This is a genomic window from Pseudomonas sp. 20P_3.2_Bac5 (assembly GCF_025466035.1).
Classification (GTDB): domain Bacteria; phylum Pseudomonadota; class Gammaproteobacteria; order Pseudomonadales; family Pseudomonadaceae; genus Aquipseudomonas.
The window spans coordinates 1-24,845 of the sequence record NZ_JANLOA010000033.1 but is presented as its reverse complement, the minus strand read 5'-3'; the positions used below and the strand labels follow the sequence as shown (position 1 = coordinate 24,845).

Below are 24,845 nucleotides of genomic sequence, written 5' to 3'. Positions count from 1 at the left end.
GACTGGCTATAGTCTGGCGCAGAACTGCCGATAAGTAGAAGAAGAGTTTTACTAACTTCCGCCCCGACCCTGACCCCGACAGTAAGTGCTTTCTATCTATGGCTAAAATTATCGGCATCATCGTCGTATTCGCGAGCGTGCTAGGCGGATATGTGCTCTCCCACGGGAAGATCGCGGCCCTGATCCAGCCTTTCGAGGTGATGATCATCGGCGGCGCAGCCTTTGGCGCATTCCTGCAGGCCAACCCCGGCTACATGACCATGCACGTCATCAAGAAGTCGCTGAGCATGTTCGGCAGCCGCTTTTCGCACACCTTCTATATAGAAGTGCTGGGTCTGGTCTACGAAATCCTCAACAAGAGCCGCCGCGAAGGCATGATGGCGATCGAGGGCGACATCGAAGATGCCGCCTCCAGTCCGATCTTCGCCAAATACCCCGCGGTGCTGAAAGACGAACGCATGACCGCGTTTGTCTGTGACTACCTGCGCATCATGTCCACCGGCAACATGGCTCCCCACGAACTGGAGGGCCTGTTCGACATGGAACTGCTGAGCATGAAGGAAGAGCTGGAGCACCCGTCCCATGCGGTGACCGGCATCGCCGACGGCATGCCCGGTTTCGGTATTGTCGCGGCGGTACTGGGTATCGTGGTGACCATGGCGTCGCTGGGTGAGGGTGACCAGGCGGCCATCGGTATGCACGTAGGTGCGGCACTGGTGGGTACCTTCTTCGGTATTCTCGCGGCGTACGGCTTCTTCGGCCCGCTGGCCACCTCGCTGGCCCACGATGCCAAGGAAGAGTTGAACGTCTACGAGGCGATCAAGGCCTCCCTGGTCGCTTCGGCTTCCGGCATGCCGCCTTCGCTGGCGGTCGAGTTCGGTCGCAAGGTGCTCTATCCGAAGCACCGTCCGAGCTTCGCCGAGCTGGAACAAGCAGTCCGCGGTCGCTGATCCATGGAAAATAATCAGCCGATTATCATCAAGCGCGTAAAGCGCTTTGGCGGGGGCCACCACGGTGGCGCGTGGAAGATCGCCTTCGCCGACTTCGCGACGGCGATGATGGCGTTCTTCCTCGTGCTCTGGCTGTTGTCCACGGCCACGCCGGAACAGAAGATCGCCATCGCCGGTTACTTCAAGGACCCGATCGGCTTCTCCGAAAGCGGCACGCCTTACATCATCGACCTGGGTGGTTCGCCGCAACTGGCGCCGGAAAAGACCATCAACCCTGAAGAGAAGGCCGAGCCGACGCCTGACAGCAGCATCATCAATCAGGATCAGGTCGAGAACCTGGCCGAGCAGGTCGAGCGCGAACGCCTCGAACTGGTACTGCAGGAGTTGCAGAACAAGGTCGAGCAGAGCCCTGAACTGCAGAAGTTCAAGGACCAGATCCTCTTCGAAATTACCCAGGATGGCCTGCGTATCCAGATCGTGGATGCCGAGAACCGGCCAATGTTCGACCTGGGCAGTGCGCGGTTGAAGCCTTATTTCGAAGACATCCTGCTGGCCATGGCCGACACCATCAAGACGGTGCCGAACAAGGTCAGCATCAGTGGTCACACCGACGCTAAGCCGTATGCAGGCAGCGGTGAGTACGGCAACTGGGAGCTTTCGGCCAACCGTGCCAACGCTGCCCGTCGTGCGCTGGTTGCGGGTGGCTATCCCGATACCCAGGTTGCACGGGTGGTGGGGTACGCCTCGTCGTCGCTGTTCGACCGTGAGAAGCCGCTGAACCCGGTCAACCGCCGTATCGACATCGTGGTCCTGACCAAGCGTGCCCAGCGTGCGATCGAAGGCGAGCAGCAAGCGCCGGAGACGCCGGAAAATGGCGCGCCGCAAGGAACTCAGCAGAACCCGGCTGCACCGGGTGAGCCGCAGGCCGAGCCGATGCAGCCGCTGGAGCTGCGCGACAAGCTGAACATCTTTGAAGACGGCGTGTTGAAGATGGACGAGCCCGGCAAGAAGCAGTAAGCCGCAGGCGAAAAAACGCCCGCCTGGAGTGATCCAGGCGGGCGTTTTTGTTTTCAGAAGCCGCGGCGCAGGCGGGCTTTCAGGTCGGTGTGGAAGAACTCGGCGTTGTTCCGGTTGGCCTGCGCGGCATCCTTGCTGATGGCGCGGCGAAAAGTCTGTTCGTCATGGTAGGCGCTGACGAACAGATCGATATGTTCGCGCCGGCTCAGGGTGGGCCAGCGTTCGAGGTACGCGGGCAGGGTGCCTTCGCACTGGTAGAAGGCCAGCCTGCGGTTCAACTGGGTCGCGCTGCCGAGGCCGAACGGTATCCACCAATCTTCGGCGCCGCCCTGGCCAAGTACGGTGATCATGTGGGTGCAGGCGTTGATGTTGTTGTTGAGCAGGCTGCAGATATCGTCGGTGGTCTGTCGGGCCTCCGGGTCCAGCAGTTCGAGGCAGGTATTGATGCCTTCGAGCTTGAGCCGTTCGTTGATCACGAACGCATCGAGGCGATCAGGGTGGCGGTAACTGATGAAAACAGGCATCACTGGCGTCCTTTCAGGTGAAAGCGCGACGATCAGTGAATTCCGTTGGCCCGGCAATAGACGGCCAGAAACAAAGAAGCATCCTACATCTGTGTATGAACATCCCTACAGATGTGGACTACATCGGGTGTTCCCGTTCCCGGCAACACCCAAAGGGTCAGTAGGTGTCTTGCGGCAAGCTGGCGATGATCGAGCGGTAGCTGTTCATCCGTTGTTGCTGGACGCTTCCGTCCTCCAGGGCCTTGAGCAGTGCACAACCAGGCTCGCGGTCATGCTTGCAGTCGCGGAAGCGGCAATTGCCGAGCAGCGTGCTGAACTCGATGAAACCGGCTTCGACATCCGCGCGACTGACGTGGACCAGGCCGAACTCGCGAATACCCGGGGAGTCGATCAGCTCGCCGCCGCCAGGGAAGTGATACAGGCGGGCGGTGGTGGTGGTGTGCTGGCCCTGGCCGGACCATTCCGAAAGCTCGCCAACGCGGGACTGCACATTCGGCAGCAGGCTGTTGACCAACGAAGACTTGCCGACCCCGGACTGGCCGACGAACACGCTGATGTGGCCGTCGAGTATGGTCTGCAACTGTTCCATGCCATTGCCGTGATGTGCGGACACCTCCAGCAGCGGGTAGCCGAGCTGCCGGTACACCGCCAGCAGGGCGTTGAGCGCCGGGGCGTTCTGCTCGTCGATCAGATCGGCCTTGTTCAGCAGCAGCAGCGGCCGGATACCGGCATGCTCGGCGGCCACGAGGTAGCGATCGATGAGGTTGGCGTGAGGCTCGGGGGCCGGGGCGAAGACGATGACGATCAGGTCGACGTTGGCCGCCACCGGCTTGAGCTGCCCACGGCTGTCGGGGCGGCACAGTTCGGTGCTGCGCGGCAGTTGCGCGACGATCACACCGATACCCTGGTTGCCCGCGCGCCATACCACGCGGTCGCCGGTCACCAGCGCGGGCAGGTTGGCCCGCAGGTGGCAACGGAATACCTGGCCGGCTTCGTCGCCTTGCTCGGCCTCGACCTCCACTTGCACACCGAAATGCGCGATCACCAGGCCGGTCTGTTCGGGGCCGAGGTCGCCGCCTTCGAGCACCTCCAGGGCGCGCCCCTCACGTTTGGCGGCGCGGGCGGCACGCTCTTCCTGGATCTTTTCGATGCGCCAGTTTTGGCGGCGGTTGAGCTGGCGTTTGGCCATGAAGGTCTCGTCGTTTAAAGCGGGGATGTTGAAACGGCGTCGAGTTTAGCACGCTCCACTAGGCTAAACTGCGCACCTACCGAGGAGCAGAGCTATGCAGAACCCACAGAATCTGATCTGGATCGATCTGGAAATGACCGGTCTGGACCCCGACAGCGACGTCATCATCGAGATGGCGACCATTGTCACCGACAGCGATCTCAATACCCTGGCCGAAGGTCCGGTGATCGCTATCCACCACAGCGACGAAGTCCTGGCGCGGATGGACGATTGGAACACCCGCACTCACGGTGCCTCCGGCCTGACCCAGCGCGTGCGCGAAAGCCGCATCGACATGGCCGAGGCCGAGGCGCAGACCATCGCCTTCCTGGAGCAGTGGGTGCCCAAGGGCAAGTCGCCGATCTGCGGCAACAGCATTTGCCAGGATCGTCGTTTCCTCTACCGCCACATGCGCGGGCTGGAAAACTACTTCCACTACCGCAACCTCGACGTTTCGACCCTCAAGGAACTGGCCGGTCGCTGGGCGCCGGACGTTCGCGACGGTTTCAAGAAGGGCAGCACCCACCTGGCGCTGGACGACATCCGCGAGTCGATCGCCGAGCTGCGCCACTACCGCGAGCACTTCATCAAGTTCTAAGCCCTGTCGGGGTGCCACGAATCGCTCTGGCGCCCCCTTTTGGTGCTTGAGGCAACTGGTTAGACTGCGCGTCCCTCTGCCTGGACCTGCACCATGTTGTTGATGCTCTATCTGATTGCGATCACCGCTGAAGCCATGACCGGTGCCTTGTCCGCCGGCCGTCGCGGCATGGACTGGTTCGGCGTGGTGCTGATCGCCTGTGTCACGGCGCTAGGCGGCGGTTCAGTGCGTGATGTGCTGCTGGGCCACTACCCGCTGACCTGGGTCAAACACCCGGAATACCTGGTGCTGACCAGTGTGGCGGCGTTGATCACCATCTTCATCGCCCCGTTGATGCGGCATTTGCGCTCGCTGTTCCTGGTGCTCGACGCCATCGGCCTGGTGGCGTTCACCCTGATCGGCTGCATGACCGCGCTGGAGCTGGGCCACAGCATGCTGGTCGCCTCCATCAGCGGGATGATCACCGGCGTGTTCGGCGGCATCCTGCGCGACATTCTCTGCAACGACATTCCGCTGATCTTCCGCCGCGAGCTTTATGCCAGCGTGTCCTTCGCCGCGGCCTGGTGCTATCTGGGTTGCGTGCACCTGCAACTGCCGGCCGAGCAATCGATCCTGATCACCCTGTTTGGTGGCTTCCTGCTGCGCCTGCTGGCGATTCGTTTCCACTGGGAAATGCCCAAGTTTCACTACAACGACGACCATTGATTGGCCGACGCTGCGTCAGGCGGGGCACGCCTGGCGTTCGGCGTGCTGCTTCAGTGCCCACTCGACGTGCTCGCGGACCAGCTCGGACGGGTAGTCGCGGCGGGCATTGAGGGCTTCCAGCACGGGAATGGTCGACGGTGCATTGCCCAGCCCCACTGCCAGGTTGCGCAGCCAGCGCTCGTAGCCGGCACGGCGTAGTGGCGATCCCTCGGTGCTGGCGAGAAAGCGCTCTTCATCCCAGAGAAACAGCTCGGCCAGCTCGGCGTTGTCCAGGCCATGGCGCGGCTGGAAATCACCTTCCGCCGTCGGGCGGGCAAAGCGGTTCCAGGGGCAGACGATCTGGCAATCATCGCAACCGAACACCCGGTTGCCGATCATCGAGCGCAGTTCTTCGGGGATCGCGTTCTTCAGCTCGATGGTCAGGTACGAAATGCAGCGTCGCGCATCCAGCACGTAAGGGCCGACGAAGGCCTTGGTCGGGCAGATATCCAGGCAGGCGCTGCAGCGGCCGCAATGTTCGGTGGCTTGGGCCTCGTCCACGGGGAGCGCGAGGTCGACGAACAGTTCGCTGAGGAAGAAATAGCTGCCGGCCTTGCGATTGAGCAGCAGGGTGTTCTTGCCGATCCAGCCCAGGCCGGCCTGCTCGGCGATGGCTTTTTCCAGCACGGGGGCGCTGTCGACGAAGGCGCGGAAGCCGAACGGGCCGATTTCCTTCTGGATGCGCTCGGCCAGGTGCTGCACGCGCTTGCGCACCAGCTTGTGGTAGTCGCGGCCCAGGGCGTAGCGCGAGATATAGGCTTTTTCCGGCTGGGCCAGGCGCTGCGCCATTTGTGTGTCGCCGGGCAGGTAGTCCATGCGCAGCGAAACGACCCGAAGGGTGCCCGGCACCAGTTCGTCCGGGTGCGAGCGCTTGCTGCCGTGGGCGGCCATGTATTCCATCTCGCCGTGATAGCCGGCGGCCAGCCAACGCTCCAGGTGCTGTTCGTGCTCAGCCAGTTCCACACCGGCGATGCCGACGTGGGCAAAGCCGAGTTCACGGCCCCAGTCCTTGATGGACTGGGTGAGGGCGAGGAGATCTATGGAGGAGGCAGACATGCGAAATAGGGCAACGAGGACACAGGTGCGTATAATTCTGCCAGACATCGGAGCCGAACGACGCATGCCTCAGACCAAACACCCTGCAAACGAGCCAGTTGTGCTCTCCCGCGACACCGTGGCGGGCCTGCCCGCGCGCGCTGCGACCGCCCATAAAGGACAGTTCGGCCATGTGCTGGTGATCGGCGGTGATCGTGGCACTGGGGGCGCGGTTTTGCTCAGTGCAGAGGCGGCATTGCGCTGCGGTGCCGGGCTGGTGTCGCTGGCCAGCCGCGTCGAGCATCTGCCGGCGGCCCTGGCGCGGTTGCCTGAAGTCATGAGCATGGGCGTGAGTTCGGCCAATCAGTTGATGGCGCCGATCGAACGGGCGTCGGTTCTGGTGGTCGGACCTGGGCTGGGGCAAGCGGCGTGGGGCCGGAGCCTGCTGTCGGCGGTGGCCAGTTCGGGTCTGCGGCAAGTTTGGGATGCCGATGCATTGAACCTGCTGGCCGTGGCGCCGATGGCGTTGCCAGCGGGCAGCATCATTACGCCGCACCCTGGCGAGGCCGCGCGGCTGTTGGGGATTTCCACCGAGGCAGTACAGGCCGACCGCCCGGGTGCGGCGCGCAAGCTGGCGCGAAAATACGCCGCCGTTTGCGTGCTTAAGGGCTCAGGCAGCCTGGTCGCTGACCCGCACGGGCGGCTTGCCCTGTGCAAGCGCGGCCATCCGGCCATGGCCGGTGCAGGTCTGGGCGATGTGCTCAGCGGTGTGCTGGGCGCCTTGCTCGCCCAGGACATGCCGGCCTGGGACGCGGCCTGTCTTGCCGTCTGGCTGCATGCCTGCGCGGGAGAACGCCTGGGTAGCCAGGGGCGGGGGCTGGCGGCACATGATCTGGTGCCGTCTATTCGAGAGTTGTTGGAGGAGCATTCAGCGTGTCAGGCGTAACCCTGTTTTTGGCCGACGAGCAGGCCATGGTCGACTTCGGCGCTCGTATCGCCCAAGTGACCCACGGCAACGGCGTGATTTTTCTCGAAGGTGACCTCGGCGCGGGCAAGACGACCCTGTCGCGGGGCATCATTCGCGGGCTCGGGCACACCGGAGCTGTGAAAAGTCCTACATTTACGGTGGTAGAACCGTACGAGATTGGTGAGATCCGCGCCTTCCACTTCGACCTTTACCGTCTGGTCGACCCGGAGGAGCTGGAATTCATGGGGATCCGCGACTATTTCGAAGGCGATGCGCTGTGCCTGTTCGAGTGGCCGGACAAAGGTGCCGGCATTTTGCCAAAGCCGGACCTGACCATTACCATAAGCCCCCAGGCGGGCGGTCGTTCGTTGAACCTGGCGCCGCAAGGTGCTCGCGGTGAAGCCTGGTGTGCCGCTTTGGCCTTGGAATTCAAATAGAAATGGGGAAAGGTATGCGCTTTCGCGCACTGGTTGCCGTCGTAGGACTGCTGCTTACGGCAGTGACCGTTGACGCTTTCGCTGTCACACAGGTCAAGAGCGTGCGTCTATGGCGGGCGCCGGATAACACGCGGCTGGTCTTCGATCTGTCTGGCCCGGTGCAGCACAGCGTCTTCACCCTGACCGCGCCTGATCGGCTGGTCATCGACATCAACGGCGCCACCCTGGCCGCGCCACTCTCGGTTTCCACCTCCAACACGCCAATCACCAGCGTGCGCTCGGCGCAGCGTACGCCTACCGATCTGCGTGTGGTGATTGACCTGAGCAAAAGCGTCACCCCGAAAAGCTTCACCCTGGCGCCCAACGCCCAGTACGGCAACCGCCTGGTGGTCGACCTGTACGACCAGGAAGCCGACGCTGCGGCCCAACCGCCGACGCCGGCCGCTACCACCGCGACCACTCCGGTGGTGCCGGTGACGCCTACGCAACCCGCGATCACGCTGCCGCCGGTGCCTAACGGCAAGCGCGACATCGTCATTGCCATCGACGCCGGTCACGGCGGTGAAGACCCGGGTGCCTCGGGTTCGCGCGGTCAGCACGAGAAAGACATCGTCCTGCAGATCGCCAAGGAATTGCAGCGCCAGATCAATACCGAGAAGGGTTTCCGCGCCGAGCTGACCCGCACCGGTGACTATTTCATCCCGCTGCGCAAGCGCACCGAGATCGCCCGCAAGAAAGGCGCCGACCTGTTCATTTCCATCCACGCCGACGCCGCGCCGTCCACGGCGGCCTTCGGTGCCTCGGTGTTCGCCCTGTCTGATCGCGGCGCCACGTCCGAGACCGCGCGCTGGCTGGCGGACAGTGAAAACCGTTCCGACCTGATCGGTGGTGCCGGCAACGTCAGCCTCGACGACAAGGACCGCATGCTCGCGGGTGTGCTGCTGGACCTGTCGATGACCGCCTCGCTGAGTTCCAGCCTGAACGTCGGGCAGAAAGTCCTGGGCAACATCGGCCGGGTGACCTCGCTGCACAAGCGCCGGGTCGAGCAGGCGGGCTTCATGGTGCTGAAGTCGCCGGACATCCCGTCGATCCTCGTGGAAACCGGGTTCATCTCCAACGCCAACGAAGCCGCCAAGCTGGCGACGCCGAGCCATCAGCAGTCACTGGCGCGTTCGATCCACGGTGGTGTGAAGCAGTTCTTCCAGCAGAATCCGCCGCCGGGCACCTACATCGCCTGGCTGCGTGATAGCGGCAAGATCGCCCAGGGCCCGCGTGAGCACGTGGTGCGTCCGGGCGAGACGTTGGCCATGATCGCGGTGCGCTATCAGGTCAGCGTGGCCAGCCTGCGCAGCACCAACAGCCTCAAGACTGACGAGCTGAAAGTCGGTCAGAATCTGGATGTTCCGGCGACCACCCTGGCAGCCCAGCCATGACCAGCAGTGCGCGTATCGAACTGCTCAGCCCTCGTCTTGCCAACCAGATCGCCGCCGGCGAGGTTGTCGAGCGTCCGGCCTCGGTCATCAAGGAATTGCTGGAAAACAGCCTGGACTCCGGCGCGCGGCGCATCGACGTCGAAGTCGAGCAGGGCGGCGTGAAGTTGCTGCGGGTGCGCGACGATGGCAGCGGTATTGCCTCCGATGACCTGCCGCTGGCCCTGGCCCGCCACGCCACCAGCAAGATTCGCGACCTCGAAGACCTGGAACGGGTGATGAGCCTGGGCTTTCGGGGTGAGGCCCTGGCGTCGATCAGCTCGGTGGCCCGCCTGACCCTGACCTCGCGCACCCGTGACGCCGAGCAGGCCTGGCAGGTTGAAACCGAAGGCCGTGACATGGCGCCGCGCGTGCAGCCGGCGGCACATCCGGTGGGGACCTCGGTCGAAGTCCGCGACCTGTTCTTCAATACCCCGGCGCGGCGCAAATTCCTCAAAACCGAAAAGACCGAATTCGATCACCTGCAGGAAGTGATCCGGCGCCTCGCGCTGGCACGCTTCGATGTCGGTTTCCACTTGCGCCACAACGGCAAGAGCATCCTCAGCCTGCACGAAGCGCCGGACGATATCGCCAAGGCGCGGCGGGTCGGCGCGATCTGCGGGCCGGGTTTCCTCGAACAGGCGCTGCCGATCGAGATCGACCGCAACGGCCTGCGGCTCTGGGGCTGGGTCGGATTGCCGACCTTCTCCCGCAGTCAGGCTGATCTGCAGTACTTCTTCGTCAATGGCCGGGCGGTGCGCGACAAGCTGGTCGCCCACGCTGTGCGTCAGGCCTACCGTGACGTGTTGTTCAATGGCCGGCACCCGACGTTCGTGCTGTTCCTGGAGCTCGACCCGACGGGTGTCGATGTCAACGTCCACCCGACCAAGCACGAAGTACGCTTCCGTGACGGGCGCATGGTCCACGACTTCCTGTATGGAACCCTGCACCGGGCGCTTGCGGATGTACGTCCGGACGATCAGGTAGCGGCGCCAGCGGCGACCACGGAAATCATCCGGCCAACGGGTCAGCAAGCCGGGGAATTCGGACCTCAGGGCGAGATGCGCCTGTCCGCCAGCGTGCTTGAACAGCCGGTTGCCTCGCCTTCGGCTAGCCCGGCGGGCTCGGGCGCTGGTGCGGGTTACCAGTACAACTACACCCCGCGCCCGAGCGCCGCGCTGCCGGTTGGCGAGACGCGTGAGGTCTACCGGGAGTTTTTCTCGCCGCTGCCGAATGCCGAGCCCGCGCCGCTGCCGGAAGGCGAGCGTGATATTCCGCCGCTGGGCTATGCGCTGGCGCAGTTGAAAGGCATCTATATCCTCGCGGAAAACGCCCACGGCCTGGTGCTGGTGGACATGCACGCTGCCCACGAGCGGATCATGTACGAGCGGCTGAAAGTGGCCATGGCCAGCGAAGGCCTGAGCGGCCAACCTCTGCTGGTTCCGGAGTCCCTGGCCATGAGCCAGCGCGAGGCCGACTGCGCCGAAGAACACGCGCAGTGGTTCCAGCGCCTGGGCTTCGAGTTGCAACGTCTGGGCCCGGAGAGCATTGCGATCCGGCAGATTCCGGCGCTGCTCAAGCAGGCCGAGGCCAATCGCCTGGTGCAGGATGTGCTGGCCGACCTGATGGAGTACGGCACCAGCGACCGGATCCAGGCGCACCTCAACGAGCTGCTCGGCACCATGGCCTGCCACGGCGCCGTGCGCGCCAACCGGCGCCTGGCCTTGCCAGAAATGAACGGCCTGCTGCGCGACATGGAAAACACCGAGCGCAGCGGCCAATGCAACCATGGCCGACCGACCTGGACCCAAATGGGGCTGGACGATCTGGACAAACTGTTCTTGCGCGGTCGTTGATATGGCGGGTTCTCTCCCTCCGGCGATTTTTCTGATGGGCCCGACCGCTGCGGGCAAGACCGACCTGGCCATCGAACTCACCAAAGTACTGCCGTGCGAGTTGATCAGTGTCGATTCGGCGCTGATCTATCGCGGCATGGATATCGGCACGGCCAAGCCGTCGAAGGACGTGCTTGCGGCCCATCCACACCGCCTGATCGACATCCTCGACCCCGCCGAAAGCTATTCCGCCGCTGATTTTCGCCGCGATGCCCTGCAAGCCATGGCCGAAATCACTGCCCGCGGCAACATTCCGTTGCTAGTTGGCGGCACGATGCTCTATTACAAGGCATTGCTCGAAGGCTTGGCCGATATGCCGCCTGCCGATCCTCAGGTTCGCGCCGAACTCGAAGCGCAGGCCCAGCAGCACGGTTGGCAGGCGTTGCACGATGAGCTGGCGGCGGTCGATCCGGTGTCGGCGGCGCGCATTCACCCGAACGATCCGCAGCGTCTGATCCGGGCGTTGGAGGTCTATCGGGTGAGTGGTTTCACGATGACTTCACATCGTTTGCGTCAAGCTGAGCAAAGTAATGGCCCAGGCGCTTCTGGGCAGGGGCAATTGCCCTATACTGTCGCCAGCTTGGCTATCGCCCCGCAGAATCGACAGGTTCTGCATGAGCGAATTGCGCTACGATTCACGCAAATGCTGGAACAGGGCTTCATTGACGAGGTCCGATTGCTGCGCGCTAGAAGTGACTTGCACGCGGGACTGCCGTCTATACGGGCAGTTGGGTATCGTCAGGTCTGGGATCATCTTGATGGCAAGCTGACTTCAGTTGAAATGCAGGAGCGCGGCATCATTGCCACCCGCCAATTGGCGAAGCGGCAATTTACCTGGTTGCGCAGTTGGGCTGATCTTCACTGGCTGGATAGTCTGGCCTGCGACAATCTGTCTCGCACCTTGAAATACCTCGGGTCGGTCTCCATATTGGGCTGAATCCCAGCGATTGCCGTCTATCCTTGGGGGTGGGGCGGCTTTAGCCATCAGTTTTCTTGTTTTTTTACTATTGATCCTTACAGGAGTGCGGCATATGTCAAAAGGGCATTCGCTACAAGACCCTTACTTGAATACTTTGAGAAAAGAAAAAGTCGGGGTTTCGATCTATCTGGTCAACGGCATCAAGCTGCAAGGGACCATCGAGTCCTTCGACCAGTTCGTGATCCTGCTGAAAAACACCGTCAGCCAGATGGTTTACAAGCACGCGATCTCGACCGTTGTTCCGGTTCGTCCGATTCGCCTGCCTAGCGCAGCTGACGCCGAACATGGCGATGCTGAGCCAGGTAACGCCTGATAGGAGTTCGCTTTGTTCTTTGAGCGCCACGGTGGTGGTGAACGAGCCGTTCTCGTTCATCTGGAAGGTCAGAGCCCTGAGGCGCGCGAAGACCCGCAGGAGTTCCAGGAGCTGGCCTTGTCGGCTGGCGCCGATATTGTTGCGCTCGCCAATGTGGGGCGGCACCAGCCTACTGCCAAGTTTCTGATTGGCAGCGGCAAGGTCGAGGAGTTGCGCGACCTGGTCAAGGCTGAAGAGGCCGACCTGGTGATCTTCAATCACACCCTCACCCCAAGTCAGGAACGCAACCTCGAGCGCGTTTTCGAGTGTCGCGTGCTTGACCGCACCGGCCTGATCCTCGACATCTTCGCCCAGCGCGCCCGTACTCACGAGGGCAAGCTGCAGGTGGAGCTGGCGCAGCTTGAACACATGAGCACGCGACTGGTTCGCGGCTGGACTCACCTTGAGCGGCAGAAAGGCGGTATTGGTCTGCGCGGCCCGGGCGAAACCCAGCTGGAAACCGACCGCCGCTTGCTGCGTGTGCGTCTGCGGCAGATCAAGGCCCGTCTGGAAAAGGTCCGCAGCCAGCGAGAGCAGGCGCGCCGCGGTCGCAAACGCGCCGAGGTGCCTTCGGTTTCACTGGTGGGTTATACCAACGCCGGCAAATCGACCCTGTTCAACGCCCTGACCGAGTCCGAGGTCTACGCGGCCGACCAGCTCTTCGCCACACTCGACCCGACCCTGCGCCGACTGGAGCTGGGTGATATCGGGCCGATCGTGCTGGCGGACACCGTGGGCTTCATTCGTCACCTGCCGCACAAGCTGGTCGAGGCTTTTCGAGCTACGCTCGAAGAGTCGAGCAACTCCGACCTGTTGCTGCATGTGATCGATGCCCATGAGCCTGAGCGCATGGCCCAGATCGAACAGGTCATGGCGGTGCTGGGCGAGATCGGTGCTGAAGGCTTGCCGATACTCGAGGTGTATAACAAACTCGATCTGCTCGAAGGCGTTGAGCCGAACATTCAACGCAATGCTGATGGCAAGCCCGAGCGGGTCTGGGTCTCGGCCCGAGAAGGCCGTGGTCTTGAGCTGGTGGGGCAGGCGATTGCCGAGTTGCTGGGGGATGACCTGTTTGTGGGTACCTTGCGTCTTGAACAGCGTTTCGCGCGTTTGCGTGCGCAGTTCTTCGCAGCGGGTGCGGTGCAGAACGAAGAACACGACGATGAAGGCAGCAGCCTTCTGGCAGTGCGCTTGCCACGGGCCGACCTCAATCGTCTGGTGTCACGCGCGGGGCTTGAGCCCGTCGACTTCATCGAACAACACACTTTGCAATAAAAGCCTGATGACGCTGTCAGGCAGCCGTGACAGGCATTCTGTAGCATTGGACGGCGCGCCGTTGGCGCGTCTTTGCTTTATCAGATGGAGAGCGCTATGGCTTGGAATGAGCCGGGTGGCAACTCGAACAATCAAGATCCTTGGGGTGGACGCCGCGGCGGTGGTGGTGGCGACAAGAAAGGGCCACCGGATCTCGACGAGGCCTTCCGCAAGCTGCAGGATAGCCTGAACGGCATGTTCGGCAGTGGCAAGAAACGTGGTGGTGGCGATGGCCTCCCCAAAGGCGGCGGCTTTGGTCTGCTTGGTGTCGGACTCGCTGTGCTGGCTGCTATCTGGCTGTACAGCGCGGTCTATGTGGTCGACGAGCAGGAGCAGGCAGTCGTTCTGCGTTTCGGCAAGTACTACGAGACCGTAGGTCCGGGCCTGAACATCTATTTCCCGCCAATCGATCGCAAGTACATGGAAAACGTCACGCGTGAGCGTGCCTATACCAAGCAGGGCCAGATGCTGACCGAAGACGAAAACATCGTCGAAGTGCCGCTGACCGTGCAGTACAAGATCAGCAACCTGCAGGACTTCGTCCTGAACGTCGATCAGCCTGAAGTCAGCCTGCAACACGCGACCGACAGTGCCCTGCGTCACGTGGTCGGCTCCACGGCCATGGACAAGGTGCTGACCGAAGGTCGCGAGCAGATGGCCGTCGAGATCAAGGAGCGCCTGCAACGCTTCCTCGACACCTACCGTACCGGTATCACCGTTACCCAGGTCAACGTACAGAGCGCGGCAGCCCCGCGTGAAGTGCAGGAAGCCTTCGATGACGTGATCCGTGCCCGTGAAGACGAGCAGCGTGCCCGCAACCAGGCCGAGTCCTACGCCAATGGCGTGGTGCCGGAAGCCCGTGGTCAGGCGCAGCGCATCATCGAAGACGCCAATGGTTACCGCGACGAAGTCGTCTCGCGCGCCAAGGGTGAGGCCGATCGCTTCACCAAGCTGGTGACCGAGTACCGCAAGGCGCCGGAAGTCACTCGTCAGCGTCTGTACCTCGATACGATGCAAGAGGTCTACAGCAACACCAGCAAAGTGCTGGTTTCGGGCAAGGACGGGCAGAGCAACCTGCTTTACCTGCCGCTGGACAAGATGGTCGAAGGCAGCCGCAATGCCGCACCGGCCAGCAGCGTACCGACCTCGTCGGCCAACGATGCAGCCAGCCGTGCCGCTTCCGATCTGCAACAGCAACAGCAGCAACTGCGTTCTAGGGAGAGCCGCTGATGAGCAATAAATCGCTGATCGCCCTGATCGTTGGCGTCGTGCTGGCCATCGTGGCCTGGAACAGCTTCTATATCGTGTCCCAGACCGAACGCGCGGTACTGCTGCAATTCGGTCGTGTGGTCCAGGCCGATGTTCAGCCTGGCCTGCATGTCAAAGTTCCTTACGTCAACCAGGTGCGCAAGTTCGACGCCCGCCTGATGACCCTTGACGCTCCGACCCAGCGGTTCCTGACCCTGGAGAAGAAGGCGGTCATGGTCGATGCTTACGCCAAGTGGCGGGTGAAGGACGCAGAGCGTTTCTACACCGCGACCTCCGGCATGAAGCAGATTGCTGACGAGCGTTTGTCCCGTCGTCTGGAAAGCGGTTTGCGCGACCAGTTCGGCAAGCGCACCCTGCACGAAGTGGTGTCGGGTGAGCGTGACGCGCTGATGGCGGATATCACTGGCTCGCTGAACCGCATGGCGGAAAAGGAGCTGGGCATCGAAGTGGTCGACGTTCGCGTCAAGGCCATCGACCTGCCGAAGGAAGTGAACCGCAGCGTGTTCGAGCGTATGAGCACCGAGCGTGAGCGTGAGGCTCGTGAGCACCGCGCCAAAGGTAACGAGCTGGCTGAAGGCATTCGTGCCGACGCCGATCGTCAGCGTCGGGTACTGCTGGCTGAAGCCTATCGCGAGTCGGAAGAGGCCCGCGGTGATGGTGATGCCCAAGCGGCGGCGATCTACTCCAAGGCCTATGGCCAGGATCAGGACTTCTACGCGTTCTACCGTAGCCTGAAAGCCTACCGTGAGAGCTTCGCCAACAAGAGCGATGTGCTGGTTCTTGATCCGAGCAGCGAGTTCTTCCGCTTCATGGAAAAGGCCAAGCCTTGAAACAGATCACCCCGTCGGGCGGCTAATACGTCTGGCGGGGTGATACTGCAAGAAAACGGGTGTATGATGCGGCAGCCGGGAAATTCCCGGCTTTTTTGCGTCTGCAAGATCGAATGACCGCCTGGCGGTCTTGATTCGCGGCGCAGCCCAGGATTTACGAGGGTATCGGCACTGCGGTAACGCTGGAATCAGCGCTGCCCGACATTATTTGCCGGCACCTGCTTCACTCAAGGCTCGCCCGCAGGCAGGCCGCCCGGACCACAGGGGAAATGGCGTAATGGCAACGGTAGACCGCTGGCTGCTGCCAGATGGCATCGAAGAAGTACTGCCACCTGAAGCGACGCGCATCGAAATCGCGCGTCGCCAGGTGTTGGATCTGTTCCAGAGCTGGGGTTACGAATTTGTCGTGACTCCGCATATCGAGTACCTGGAATCGCTGCTCACCGGTGCCGGTCAGGACCTGGACCTGCGTACCTTCAAGGTTATCGACCCACAGTCGGGCCGGCAGATGGGCTTCAGGGCCGACATCACGCCGCAGGTGGCGCGCATCGATGCGCACACCCTGCGCCGCGAAGGCCCGAGCCGCCTGTGCTACGCCGGCAGCGTGCTGCACGCCAAGCCCCGTGCACTGTCGTCCTCGCGCAGCCCGATCCAGTTGGGTGCCGAACTGTACGGCGATGCCAGCCCGGTCAGTGACGTCGAAGTCATCAGCCTGATGCTGGCCATGCTGCAACTGGCCGACGTACCGGATGTCCATATGGACCTTGGCCACGTCGGTATCTACCGCAGCCTGGCCCGTGCGGCCGGCCTGTCGGGTGATGTCGAGCAGCAGTTGTTCGATGCCCTGCAACGCAAGGCCGTCGACGAAGTGATCACGCTGACTGCCAACCTGCCGGCCGACCTGGCCGGCATGCTGCGTTCGCTGACTGAGCTGTGCGGCGGTCGTGAAGTGCTGGAAGCGGCCCGCGTTCGTCTCGGCCGTGCACCGGCTGCGGTACTGGCGGCACTGGATGACCTGCTGGCGATCGCCGACCGTCTGACGGCGCGGTACCCGGATTTGCCACTGTATTTCGACCTGGGCGAGCTGCGCGGCTACCACTACCACACCGGTGTAGTGTTCGCGGCGTTCGTGCCGGGTGTCGGTCAGTCGATCGCCCAGGGCGGTCGCTACGACGATATCGGAGCTGACTTTGGCCGGGCACGTCCGGCCACCGGTTTCTCCACGGATTTGAAGACCCTGGTCACACTGGGGCGGGCAGAGGTCGTGTTGCCCACTGGCGGGATCTGGATGCCCGACAGCAGCGACGCGGCTCTGTGGCAGTTGGTCTGCCAGTTGCGCAGTGACGGTCAGCGGGTTGTGCAGGCTCTGCCTGGCCAGCCACTGGCTGCCGCCATCGAGGCGGACTGCGATCGGCAATTGATTCTGCAAAACGGGGCCTGGCAGGTACTGCCACTGGCCATCTGAGATTAGCCGCCGACCCCGTGGTCGGCGCCAAGTTTGCGCGAATGAGGACAAGTGTTATGGGTAAGAATGTCGTAGTCCTGGGCACCCAATGGGGTGATGAGGGCAAAGGCAAGATCGTTGATCTGCTGACCGAACATGCCGCCGCCGTAGTGCGTTACCAAGGTGGCCACAACGCCGGTCACACGCTGGTGATCGACGGTGAGAAAACCGTGTTGCACCTGATCCCGTCGGGCGTCCTGCGCGAAGGCGTGCAGTGCCTGATCGGCAACGGCGTGGTGGTTGCTCCCGACGCACTGATGCGGGAAATCATCAAACTGGAAGAGAAAGGCGTCCCGGTACGTGACCGCCTGCGCATCAGCCCGGCTTGCCCGCTGATCCTCTCCTACCACGTTGCCCTGGACCAGGCGCGCGAGAAAGCCCGTGGCGAAGCCAAGATCGGCACCACCGGTCGCGGCATTGGCCCGGCCTACGAAGACAAGGTCGCTCGTCGCGGCCTGCGCGTCGGTGACCTGTTCCACCGCGAGCGTTTCGCCGCCAAGCTGGGTGAGCTGCTGGACTACCACAACTTCCAGTTGGTCAATTACTACAAAGAGCCGGCCATCGACTTCCAGAAAACCCTGGACGAGTGCATGGCCTACGCCGAGCAACTGAAGCCGATGATGCTCGACGTCACCGCCGAGCTGCACGCTCTGCGCCGTGCCGGCAAGGACATCATGTTCGAAGGCGCCCAGGGTTCGCTGCTGGACATCGACCACGGTACCTACCCGTACGTCACCAGCTCCAACACCACTGCGGGCGGCATCGCCACCGGTTCCGGCGTTGGCCCGATGTACCTGGACTACATCCTCGGTATCACCAAGGCCTACACCACTCGCGTCGGTTCGGGGCCGTTCCCGACTGAACTGTTCGACGAAGTCGGTGCCTTCCTGGCCAAGCGTGGCCACGAGTTCGGCGCCACCACGGGTCGCGCTCGTCGTTGCGGCTGGTTCGACGCCGTCATCCTGCGTCGCGCCATCGACGTCAACAGCATCTCGGGCCTGTGCCTGACCAAGCTGGACGTGCTCGACGGTCTGGACACCATCCGCATCTGCGTGGGTTACAAGAACGAAAACGGCGCAGTCCTCGACGCACCGACCGACGCCGACAGCTACATCGGCCTGGAGCCGGTGTACGAAGAAATGCCGGGCTGGAGCGAGTCGACCCTGGGTGCCAAGACCCTGGAAGAGCTGCCGGCCAACGCCCGTGCCTACATCAAGCGTGTGGAAGAGCTGGTCGGTGCGCCGATCGACATCATCTCCACCGGCCCTGACCGCAACGAAACCATCGTTCTGCGTCATCCGTTCGCCTGATCTCGGTCATGCTGTAACCACCAAAGGCCCCTCTAGAGGGGCCTTTGGCGTTTTTGCCTTCTGCTGCGGCACAACCTTTGCTGTGAAAATGCCTTCAGGGATGCCATCACTGTAATGGCTCCGAAAAGCAGAGGGATTTACTGTGTCTGCCGTCATCTCATTGTTACGAAGCCGCCTTTTGCGGCCTGTCTTTGTTGCGCTTGGTATCGCTCTTTTGGTGCAAGTGGTGGTCGCTGTGGTGTTGACCCGCAGTACCGTCACCGCGTTGGAAGCCGATCTGGGCAATCGTTTGGGCACCGATAGCCAGAAGCTCACCACCGAGCTGGATCAAGCGGCGAAGGAGGTCAGTTCCGGGCTGAGCAATCTGTCCGAAAGCACCCGTCAGCGCCTGACCGCCGGTTTGTCGTCGCGTCTGGAGGAAGAACAGGCGCAATTGCGCGCCACCCTGGAGAAGAACCTCAAGGACTCGGCCAATGACATGGCCGAACTGCTCGCCTCGGTGGCGCCCCGCGCGGTGTGGGACGCCGATGTACCGACCCTGTCGGAGTTTGCCCGGCGCGCCCAGCGCAACCCCAACGTGCTGTTCGTGGTGTACAACGATGCCCAGGGAGAACACCTCACCCGCTACCTGAACCGTCAGAATCCCATCAACCAGGCCCTGCTCGACAAGGGCAAGGGTGAACGCGCCCTGGACAAGGTGCTGGAAGCCGCCCGCAACGACCCGTCGGTGTACTTCGTCGAAGCCTCGATCAGCCCCAATGGCGTCGAGATCGGCAAGGTCTTGATGGGCGTGTCGACCGCGTCGGTGGATGCCGAACTGCAAGCCCTCGACAAACGTTTCTCCGCGCTGATCGCCAGCGGTGACCAGTTGGTGGGCGACAGCCTGACCAGCGCCGCCGCCGACAGTACCAAAGCGCTGCGCAGCCGGCTGGAGACGGCGCAGGGCAGCGCCGCGCAGATGGCCGCCAACACCTCGCAAAGCGTTCAAGGCGCCGCAGAAACCCTGCGCTGGCGCATCGGCCTGGGCCTGGCCCTGGTCGGGTGCGGCGTGTTGCTGGTGGTGGCGGTGGTGTTGGGTCGTCGGGTGGTGAACAAGCTGCGCCTGCTGATTGCCGCGCTGGACGATCTGGCGGCCGGCGAAGGCGACCTGACCAAGCGCGTAGCCATCGACAGCCGCGACGAGATCGGCGACATGGCGGCGGCGGTGAACCGCTTCGTCGACAAGTTGCAGCCCATCGTTCGCGAGGCCGGCGAAGTGGCCCAGCGCACCGGGGTCGAGATCGGCGCCATGGCCCAGCAGAACGCCGGTGCCGATTCGGCGGCGGCGGCCCAGCGTGATGAAGTGGCCGAAAGCCTGCGCGCGCTGTCGAGCATGGCCGATGAAGCCCAGGCCGAGAGCAAAGCCATGCAGGCCGCATTGCAGCAGGTGGTGGATATCCGCCAGGCCACCGACGAGAACAGTCGCACCTCGGCGCAGGTTGCCAAACTGATCGAGGCGCTGGCCGGGCAGGTGGACACCGGTTCCAAGGTGATCGTGCGTTTGGCCGAGCAGAGCGAGCAGATCGAGGTGGTGCTGACGGTGATCCACGGGATTGCCGAGCAGACCAACCTGCTGGCGCTCAACGCCGCAATCGAGGCGGCACGGGCGGGCGAGACCGGTCGCGGCTTTGCCGTGGTGGCGGACGAGGTGCGGGCGCTGGCGAGCAAGACCCAGAGTTCCACCGGCGATATCCAGGCCCATATCGGCGCGCTGCAACAGGGCGCGAAGGAAGCGGTGGCGGCGATCAGCCAGGCGGGGCGTCAGGCCAGCGAAGGCTTGCTGGTATTGCGTGACAACGCTCGTTTGCAGCAGTCGGTGCAGGCGTCGGTGGAGCAGGTACATGCGGCCATCGGCCTCGCGACCCGCGCTGCCGAGCAGCAGGCCCAAGGCGCGCAAGCGGTTCGCGGACGGGTGGAGAACATCCATGCGCAGGCCGAACGGGCAGCCCAGGTGGTCATGCAGACCACCGCCAGCAGCAAGGTGCTCGACGACCTGGCGGCCCAGCTCAAAGCCAGCCTGGGCCAGTTCCGCGCCTGATCAGGCGCGGTTCAGGTACATCCGGGTGGTCAGCAGGTACACCGGCAACCCGGACACCAGGATCAGCAGCGCCGCATACGGCGCTGCGGCGGCGAACTCGACGTTGGCGGTGTGCGCCCAGACCTCGGTGGCCAGGGTAGTCATGCCGGTCGGGCTGAGCAGCAAGGTCGCCGTCAGCTCCTTCATGGCGTCGAGGAACACCAGGGCGAAGGCCGCGGCCAGGGCCGGGAAGATGATCGGCAAGGTCACCCGGCAGAACGCCGTGAACGGGGTCGCCCCCAGCGTCCGCGCCGCTTCTTCCAGTTGCGGCGCGGCCTTGGTCAGCGCGGTGCGCACCGGCGCTTGCGCGAGGGGCAGGAACAGCAGCGCGTAGGCCAGCAGCAACAGGCCGGTGGTCTGGTACATCGCCGGCACATAGTGCAGGGCGAAGTACACCAGCGTCAGCGCAATCACCAACCCCGGCAGGGCATGCAACAGGTACGGCAGGCGCTCGGCCCAGATCGCCAGGCGACCTTTGTAGCGCACCACCAGAAAACTCACCGGCAACGCCAGCAGCAGGCTCACGCCCGCGCCGCCCAGCGACAGCGACAGCGATGACAGCAGCGCCCGGCTGATCTCCGCCACCGGGAAGGCCGCCGACGAGCCGACACTCAGCCAGTACGCCAGCATCCCCAGCGGAATGCCGCTGCCGAGAATCGCCAAACCGAGGCAATACACTTGGCCCAGCGGCATCCAGCCACGCAGGCGAACCGGCGCGCCGCGCCGCGCCACGCCCTGGCCGATGCGCACATGGCGAGCCTTGCCGCGTACCCGCAGTTCCAGCCAGAGCATCAGCAGGCACATGAACAACAGCACCGCCGAGAGCATCGCCGCGTTGGCGTTGCTGAATTCCAGTTCGAACTGCTGGTAGATCGCCGTGGTGAAGGTCTGCAGACCGAGAATCGACAGCGCGCCGAACTCCACCAGCATGTGCAGGGCGATCAGCAGGCTGCCGCCGAGGATCGACGGCCACAGCAGCGGCAGGGTGACGCGCCAGAATACCGCCCAGCGGTTGCAGCCCATGGTCCGCGCCGACTCTTCCAGCGAGGTGTCGAGGTTGCGCAGGGTCGCGGCCACCGGCAGGAAGATCAGCGGGTATTTCGACAGGCTCATCACCAGAATCGCCCCGCCCAGCCCCTCATACACCGGGCTCAACGACACCCAGGTGAAGCCGCTGACGAACGACGGCACGGCGAACGGCAGGCACAGGATCACGCCCCACAGGCGCCGCCCCGGCAGATCGCTGCGCTCCAGCAACCAGGCGAGGGACAGGCCGACCACCGCGCAGGTGACCGTGACCCCGACCATCAGCAGCAGGGTGTTGCGCATCAGGCCCCAGACGAAGGGCCGCCAGATCAGGCGCAGCGCTTCGTGCCAGCCGGCCTGCCAGGTTTTAAGGGCGACGTAGAGCAGTGGCAGCAGGCTCAGCCCCACCAGCAGCAGGACCGGCAGCACCACCCAGATCGAGGGCCGCTTGCGGCGGGGAACGAAACCGGTGCCGAGCTGAACGGGCAGGGCAGCGCTCATCAGAGCAGGCCGACTTCGCGTTCGAGTTCCAGCGCTTCCTCGGCGTTACCCAGGTCGGCCGGGGTGATCTTCGGCGGACGCAGGTCTTCGAACGGCTTCAGGCCCTGGTCGGAGACCATGCCCTTGTGCAGCGGGTACTCGGCAGTGGTCTGGGTGATGACGCGCTGGCCTTCTTCGCTGGCCATCCAGGCGAGCAGGGCCTGGGCTTCTTTCGGATGCTTGCTGGCCTTCACCGCGGCGGCGCCGGAGATGGTCATCAGGCCGCCGACGTCGCCGTCCGCCAGGTAGTACAGCTTGGAGTCGAGCTGGCCGCGTTCTTTCTTCAGCGCGTACCAGTAGTAGTTGTTCACCAGCACGGCGGCGACTTCACCGTTTTCCACGGCTTTGAGCGCGACCATGTTGTTGGTGTAGGTCTTGCCGAAGGCTTTCAGGCCGGTCAGCCATTCTTCAGCGGCTTCGCGGCCGTGGATTTTCAGGATGGCCACGGCCTGTTCCTGGAACGCGCCGCTGGTGGGCACGAAGCCGATCTTGCCGTCCCACTCGGGATCGGCGAAGTCCATTACCGATTGCGGCAGGTCTTTCTCATCGATCTTCTTCGGGTTGAACGCGACCACGCGGGTGCGCGCGGTGACGCCCATCCAGCTGCCGTTGCTGGCGACGAAGTCCTTGGGCAGCATCTCCAGGGTCGAATCATCGATTTTGGCCAGCAGGCCCAGCTCGCCGAGGTTGTTCAGCGGCGGCGACTCTTCGGTGTAGATCACGTCGGCCGGCGAGCGGTCGCCTTCCTCGATGACCTGGCTGGCCAACTGGTTGCTGCTGCCTTTGCGGATCTTGATGTGAATGCCGGTCTTGGCCTCGTAGGCCTTGGCGATGGCGTCACCGATTTCCTTGTGCTGGCCGTTGTACAGCGTCAGGGTCACAGGATCGGCGGCCATGGCGGCCGGCGCTGCGAGCACCAGGCCGAGAAGGGAAACGGCCAGGCCGCGCAGCATCGGGTTACGGCGAATCGTCATGCGGGTGGTTCCTCGCTTACGGCTACATATTTGGAAACAATGGTAAACGAAATTGTTTCTCAAGTGGCCGGATGACGGGAAATTCATAAGCTGACTATCGGATGGCTTGACGCCGGCTGCGGCCAGTTGGGGGCGGGACCGGCTACCAGCCGGCGATCCCGCCCTGAACAGCCAGGACCTGATCCTGGGTCATCAGTGCCTCGACCAGAAAGAAGGTCGCGCAGGCCGATTCCACCAGTTGCTCCTGCTCGGTGCCGGTGCGGTAGTAGTGTCCGACGAAGCATCCCTGCTGGACCTCGCTCGACAGCAACGCGGCGATCTGCTGACAAGCCAGGTCGCGCCAGTCGTTCATGCCCGGCAGGCACTGCCACAGGCGCAGCAGCGCCACCGACGCGATGGCCACTGCGCACGGGTCGGCATTGCGCGCGACCAGGGTGCCCCGGCTGGCCGCTTCGCCCCAGCGGCTCAGCCAGTAGGCGCAAGCCTCGCGGGCGGGCGCGGCGTACTCGCCGCCATACAAGCCGACCGCCTCGGCCAGGCCGAGCATGGCCCATGCTTGGCCGCGTGCCCAATCACCCGCAGGGCCCCGCTGGAACTGGCCGTGTTCATCGAGCCGGGCGTGGCTGGCCCAGGCACCGTCGGCGCCGCGCAGGGTGCGCAGGCACAGGTCCAGATGGCTGCGCGCCATGTCGCGCTTGTGCGCATCGGGCTGCAAGTGCATCAGCGCCAGCGTCGGAGCCAGGGCGTCGATATTGAGGGTTGCGTGGCCGTTGTCGCCGCCGCCCATGCCGGGGCCCAGCGGCCAGCCGCCGATATCCGGGCGAAAATCCCGGGCCAGGGCGTCAGCGGCACGCAAGGCCAGCTCCCGTGCCGGTTCGTCCTGGGCGAGGCGGCCACCGAGGGCGGCGCCGTACCAGAACACGAAACTGCGATTCAGACTGGGTTCGTCCAGTTGCGCACCCAGTCGGCGCGACCAGAACACCGCCTGGTCGAGGTCTTCGCTGAGTTCGGTGAACGCTGCGCGGCGCCACCACAGCGCCGCCCAGAAACCGCCGAGCCACGAGCCTCGCCGCGACAGCTTCCATTGCCGGTCCCGCGGCAGGCGGTACAGCGGGAATTGCTCGCCGCACTGGCGGGAAATACTGTCGAGCTGCTTGAACAGGGCGTGGACCACCGCCTGGCGTTTACGCTGTGTCGGCATGGGGATGAGCCTCTTCTGAGCGACGGGCGCGGTACAGGTTTCGGCACAGCACGGCGCCGACACATAGAGCGAAAATCAGCAGGGTCCAGGCGGCGGAGAAGCCGCCGGGCTGGCGCAACAGCACGCCGAACAGCGGTGGCCCGATGGCGATGCCGCCGAAGAAACCCAGCGAGAGCATGCCGGCGCTGCTGGCCACGCCACCGAAGCGCGGTTCGCGCAGCAGCATGCTCATGGCCACGGCGTTGCTCGCCACCAGGCTCAGGCCCATGCCGACCACGGCGAACCACAACGGCCAGTGGCGATCGGCGGCGGCGTATTGCATGACCAGCACGGTGCCGAGGCTGACCAGGAACAGCCCGCCAAGCAGCACGGTTTCGTCCTTGAGGCTCGCGCCTAGCGGGGTCAGCAACAGGCGGGAGAGAATGCCCATCAGGCCGAATCCGCTGACCATCAGGCCGATGGTGGCGGCACTGACGCCCAGGCTGCTGGCGTACACGCCGAAGAAGGTGATGAACGCGGACAGGCACAATCCCGCGCAACCTTGAATGCCCATCAGCCGCAGCAGC

Annotated in this window: 23 protein-coding genes and 1 pseudogene; 17 read left to right on the top strand and 7 right to left on the bottom strand. The window is 63.7% G+C overall.

Going from position 1 to position 24,845, the window contains the following annotated elements:
- Positions 1 to 98: 98 nt before the first annotated feature.
- A complete protein-coding gene (motA, locus tag NTD88_RS05910) occupies positions 99 to 950 on the top strand; it encodes a flagellar motor stator protein MotA (protein WP_175653934.1) in 852 nt (283 codons plus the stop codon).
- 3 nt (positions 951 to 953) lie between these two features.
- Entirely contained in the window at positions 954 to 1,967 is a 1,014-nt protein-coding gene (motB, locus tag NTD88_RS05905; RefSeq protein WP_095155938.1) for a flagellar motor protein MotB, read from the top strand.
- Positions 1,968 to 2,020: 53 nt separating this feature from the next.
- Here motB and NTD88_RS05900 read toward each other — a convergent pair whose 3' ends face one another.
- Complete coding sequence (locus tag NTD88_RS05900; protein ID WP_095155939.1) at positions 2,021 to 2,491, bottom strand: toll/interleukin-1 receptor domain-containing protein; 471 nt, start codon at positions 2,489 to 2,491, stop codon at positions 2,021 to 2,023.
- A gap of 157 nt (positions 2,492 to 2,648) precedes the next feature.
- The gene (gene rsgA / locus NTD88_RS05895) at positions 2,649 to 3,680 is read right to left on the bottom strand and encodes a small ribosomal subunit biogenesis GTPase RsgA (protein ID WP_095155940.1); all 1,032 of its coding nucleotides are present in this window, start codon (positions 3,678 to 3,680) and stop codon (positions 2,649 to 2,651) included.
- 94 nt (positions 3,681 to 3,774) lie between these two features.
- Between rsgA and orn the strand changes: the two genes are divergently transcribed.
- Together orn and NTD88_RS05885 are read left to right on the top strand one after the other, a co-directional pair.
- A complete protein-coding gene (orn, locus tag NTD88_RS05890) occupies positions 3,775 to 4,317 on the top strand; it encodes an oligoribonuclease (RefSeq protein WP_095155941.1) in 543 nt (180 codons plus the stop codon).
- Positions 4,318 to 4,410: 93 nt separating this feature from the next.
- Positions 4,411 to 5,022: a trimeric intracellular cation channel family protein gene (locus tag NTD88_RS05885; RefSeq protein WP_095155942.1), complete on the top strand. Its 612-nt coding sequence runs from the start codon at positions 4,411 to 4,413 to the stop codon at positions 5,020 to 5,022.
- Positions 5,023 to 5,037: 15 nt separating this feature from the next.
- Here the strand turns inward: NTD88_RS05885 and queG are convergent, their stop codons facing one another.
- Entirely contained in the window at positions 5,038 to 6,117 is a 1,080-nt protein-coding gene (queG, locus tag NTD88_RS05880; RefSeq protein WP_262153544.1) for a tRNA epoxyqueuosine(34) reductase QueG, read from the bottom strand.
- A gap of 64 nt (positions 6,118 to 6,181) precedes the next feature.
- On the opposite strand from queG, the gene NTD88_RS05875 reads away from it, so the two are divergent.
- From NTD88_RS05875 to NTD88_RS29100, 13 genes and pseudogenes are all read left to right on the top strand, one after another.
- Positions 6,182 to 7,042 (top strand): NAD(P)H-hydrate dehydratase, encoded by an 861-nt coding sequence (locus NTD88_RS05875; protein ID WP_095155944.1) that lies wholly within the window; start codon positions 6,182 to 6,184, stop codon positions 7,040 to 7,042.
- Positions 7,030 to 7,500: a tRNA (adenosine(37)-N6)-threonylcarbamoyltransferase complex ATPase subunit type 1 TsaE gene (gene tsaE, locus NTD88_RS05870; RefSeq protein WP_095155945.1), complete on the top strand. Its 471-nt coding sequence runs from the start codon at positions 7,030 to 7,032 to the stop codon at positions 7,498 to 7,500. Before NTD88_RS05875 ends, tsaE begins: the two co-directional genes overlap by 13 nt.
- Before the next feature lie 2 nt (positions 7,501 to 7,502).
- A complete protein-coding gene (locus tag NTD88_RS05865) occupies positions 7,503 to 8,933 on the top strand; it encodes an N-acetylmuramoyl-L-alanine amidase (protein ID WP_262153543.1) in 1,431 nt (476 codons plus the stop codon).
- Positions 8,930 to 10,825 (top strand): DNA mismatch repair endonuclease MutL, encoded by a 1,896-nt coding sequence (gene mutL, locus NTD88_RS05860; protein WP_095155947.1) that lies wholly within the window; start codon positions 8,930 to 8,932, stop codon positions 10,823 to 10,825. The genes NTD88_RS05865 and mutL overlap by 4 nt, the downstream gene beginning before the upstream one ends.
- A gap of 1 nt (position 10,826) precedes the next feature.
- Complete coding sequence (miaA, locus tag NTD88_RS05855; protein WP_095155948.1) at positions 10,827 to 11,801, top strand: tRNA (adenosine(37)-N6)-dimethylallyltransferase MiaA; 975 nt, start codon at positions 10,827 to 10,829, stop codon at positions 11,799 to 11,801.
- 94 nt (positions 11,802 to 11,895) lie between these two features.
- On the top strand, positions 11,896 to 12,156 hold the full coding sequence (gene hfq / locus NTD88_RS05850; RefSeq protein ID WP_065758756.1) for an RNA chaperone Hfq: 261 nt from the start codon (positions 11,896 to 11,898) through the stop codon (positions 12,154 to 12,156).
- A 12-nt stretch (positions 12,157 to 12,168) separates the two neighbouring features.
- Positions 12,169 to 13,470, top strand: coding sequence for a ribosome rescue GTPase HflX (gene hflX / locus NTD88_RS05845; RefSeq protein WP_095155949.1), 1,302 nt, complete (start codon positions 12,169 to 12,171; stop codon positions 13,468 to 13,470).
- Positions 13,471 to 13,566: 96 nt separating this feature from the next.
- Positions 13,567 to 14,739: an FtsH protease activity modulator HflK gene (hflK, locus tag NTD88_RS05840; RefSeq protein ID WP_110971463.1), complete on the top strand. Its 1,173-nt coding sequence runs from the start codon at positions 13,567 to 13,569 to the stop codon at positions 14,737 to 14,739.
- Positions 14,739 to 15,608 carry a protease modulator HflC gene (gene hflC / locus NTD88_RS05835; protein WP_095155951.1) on the top strand — a complete coding sequence of 290 codons (870 nt, stop codon included), beginning with the start codon at positions 14,739 to 14,741 and terminating at the stop codon, positions 15,606 to 15,608. The genes hflK and hflC overlap by 1 nt, the downstream gene beginning before the upstream one ends.
- A 277-nt stretch (positions 15,609 to 15,885) precedes the next feature.
- Positions 15,886 to 17,073 (top strand): ATP phosphoribosyltransferase regulatory subunit, encoded by a 1,188-nt coding sequence (locus NTD88_RS05830; RefSeq protein ID WP_095155952.1) that lies wholly within the window; start codon positions 15,886 to 15,888, stop codon positions 17,071 to 17,073.
- A gap of 56 nt (positions 17,074 to 17,129) precedes the next feature.
- Complete coding sequence (locus NTD88_RS05825) at positions 17,130 to 18,422, top strand: adenylosuccinate synthase (RefSeq protein WP_095155953.1); 1,293 nt, start codon at positions 17,130 to 17,132, stop codon at positions 18,420 to 18,422.
- A 478-nt stretch (positions 18,423 to 18,900) separates the two neighbouring features.
- Positions 18,901 to 19,593 (top strand): annotated as a pseudogene (locus NTD88_RS29105) (methyl-accepting chemotaxis protein); the annotation flags it as partial.
- 21 nt (positions 19,594 to 19,614) lie between these two features.
- On the top strand, positions 19,615 to 20,499 hold the full coding sequence (locus tag NTD88_RS29100; protein WP_410017257.1) for a methyl-accepting chemotaxis protein: 885 nt from the start codon (positions 19,615 to 19,617) through the stop codon (positions 20,497 to 20,499).
- On the opposite strand, the gene NTD88_RS05815 is transcribed toward NTD88_RS29100, so the two are convergent.
- The 4 genes from NTD88_RS05815 to NTD88_RS05800 all read right to left on the bottom strand — a co-directional run.
- On the bottom strand, positions 20,500 to 22,065 hold the full coding sequence (locus tag NTD88_RS05815; RefSeq protein WP_262153542.1) for an ABC transporter permease: 1,566 nt from the start codon (positions 22,063 to 22,065) through the stop codon (positions 20,500 to 20,502).
- Positions 22,065 to 23,078, bottom strand: a complete 1,014-nt coding sequence (locus NTD88_RS05810; RefSeq protein ID WP_095155956.1) for an extracellular solute-binding protein — start codon at positions 23,076 to 23,078, stop codon at positions 22,065 to 22,067. The genes NTD88_RS05815 and NTD88_RS05810 overlap by 1 nt, the downstream gene beginning before the upstream one ends.
- Before the next feature lie 142 nt (positions 23,079 to 23,220).
- A complete protein-coding gene (locus NTD88_RS05805; RefSeq protein ID WP_262153541.1) occupies positions 23,221 to 24,279 on the bottom strand; it encodes a glucuronyl hydrolase in 1,059 nt (352 codons plus the stop codon).
- The coding region (locus NTD88_RS05800; RefSeq protein WP_262191714.1) for an MFS transporter at positions 24,263 to 24,845 on the bottom strand (583 nt) is incomplete at its 5' end. The genes NTD88_RS05805 and NTD88_RS05800, both read right to left, overlap by 17 nt.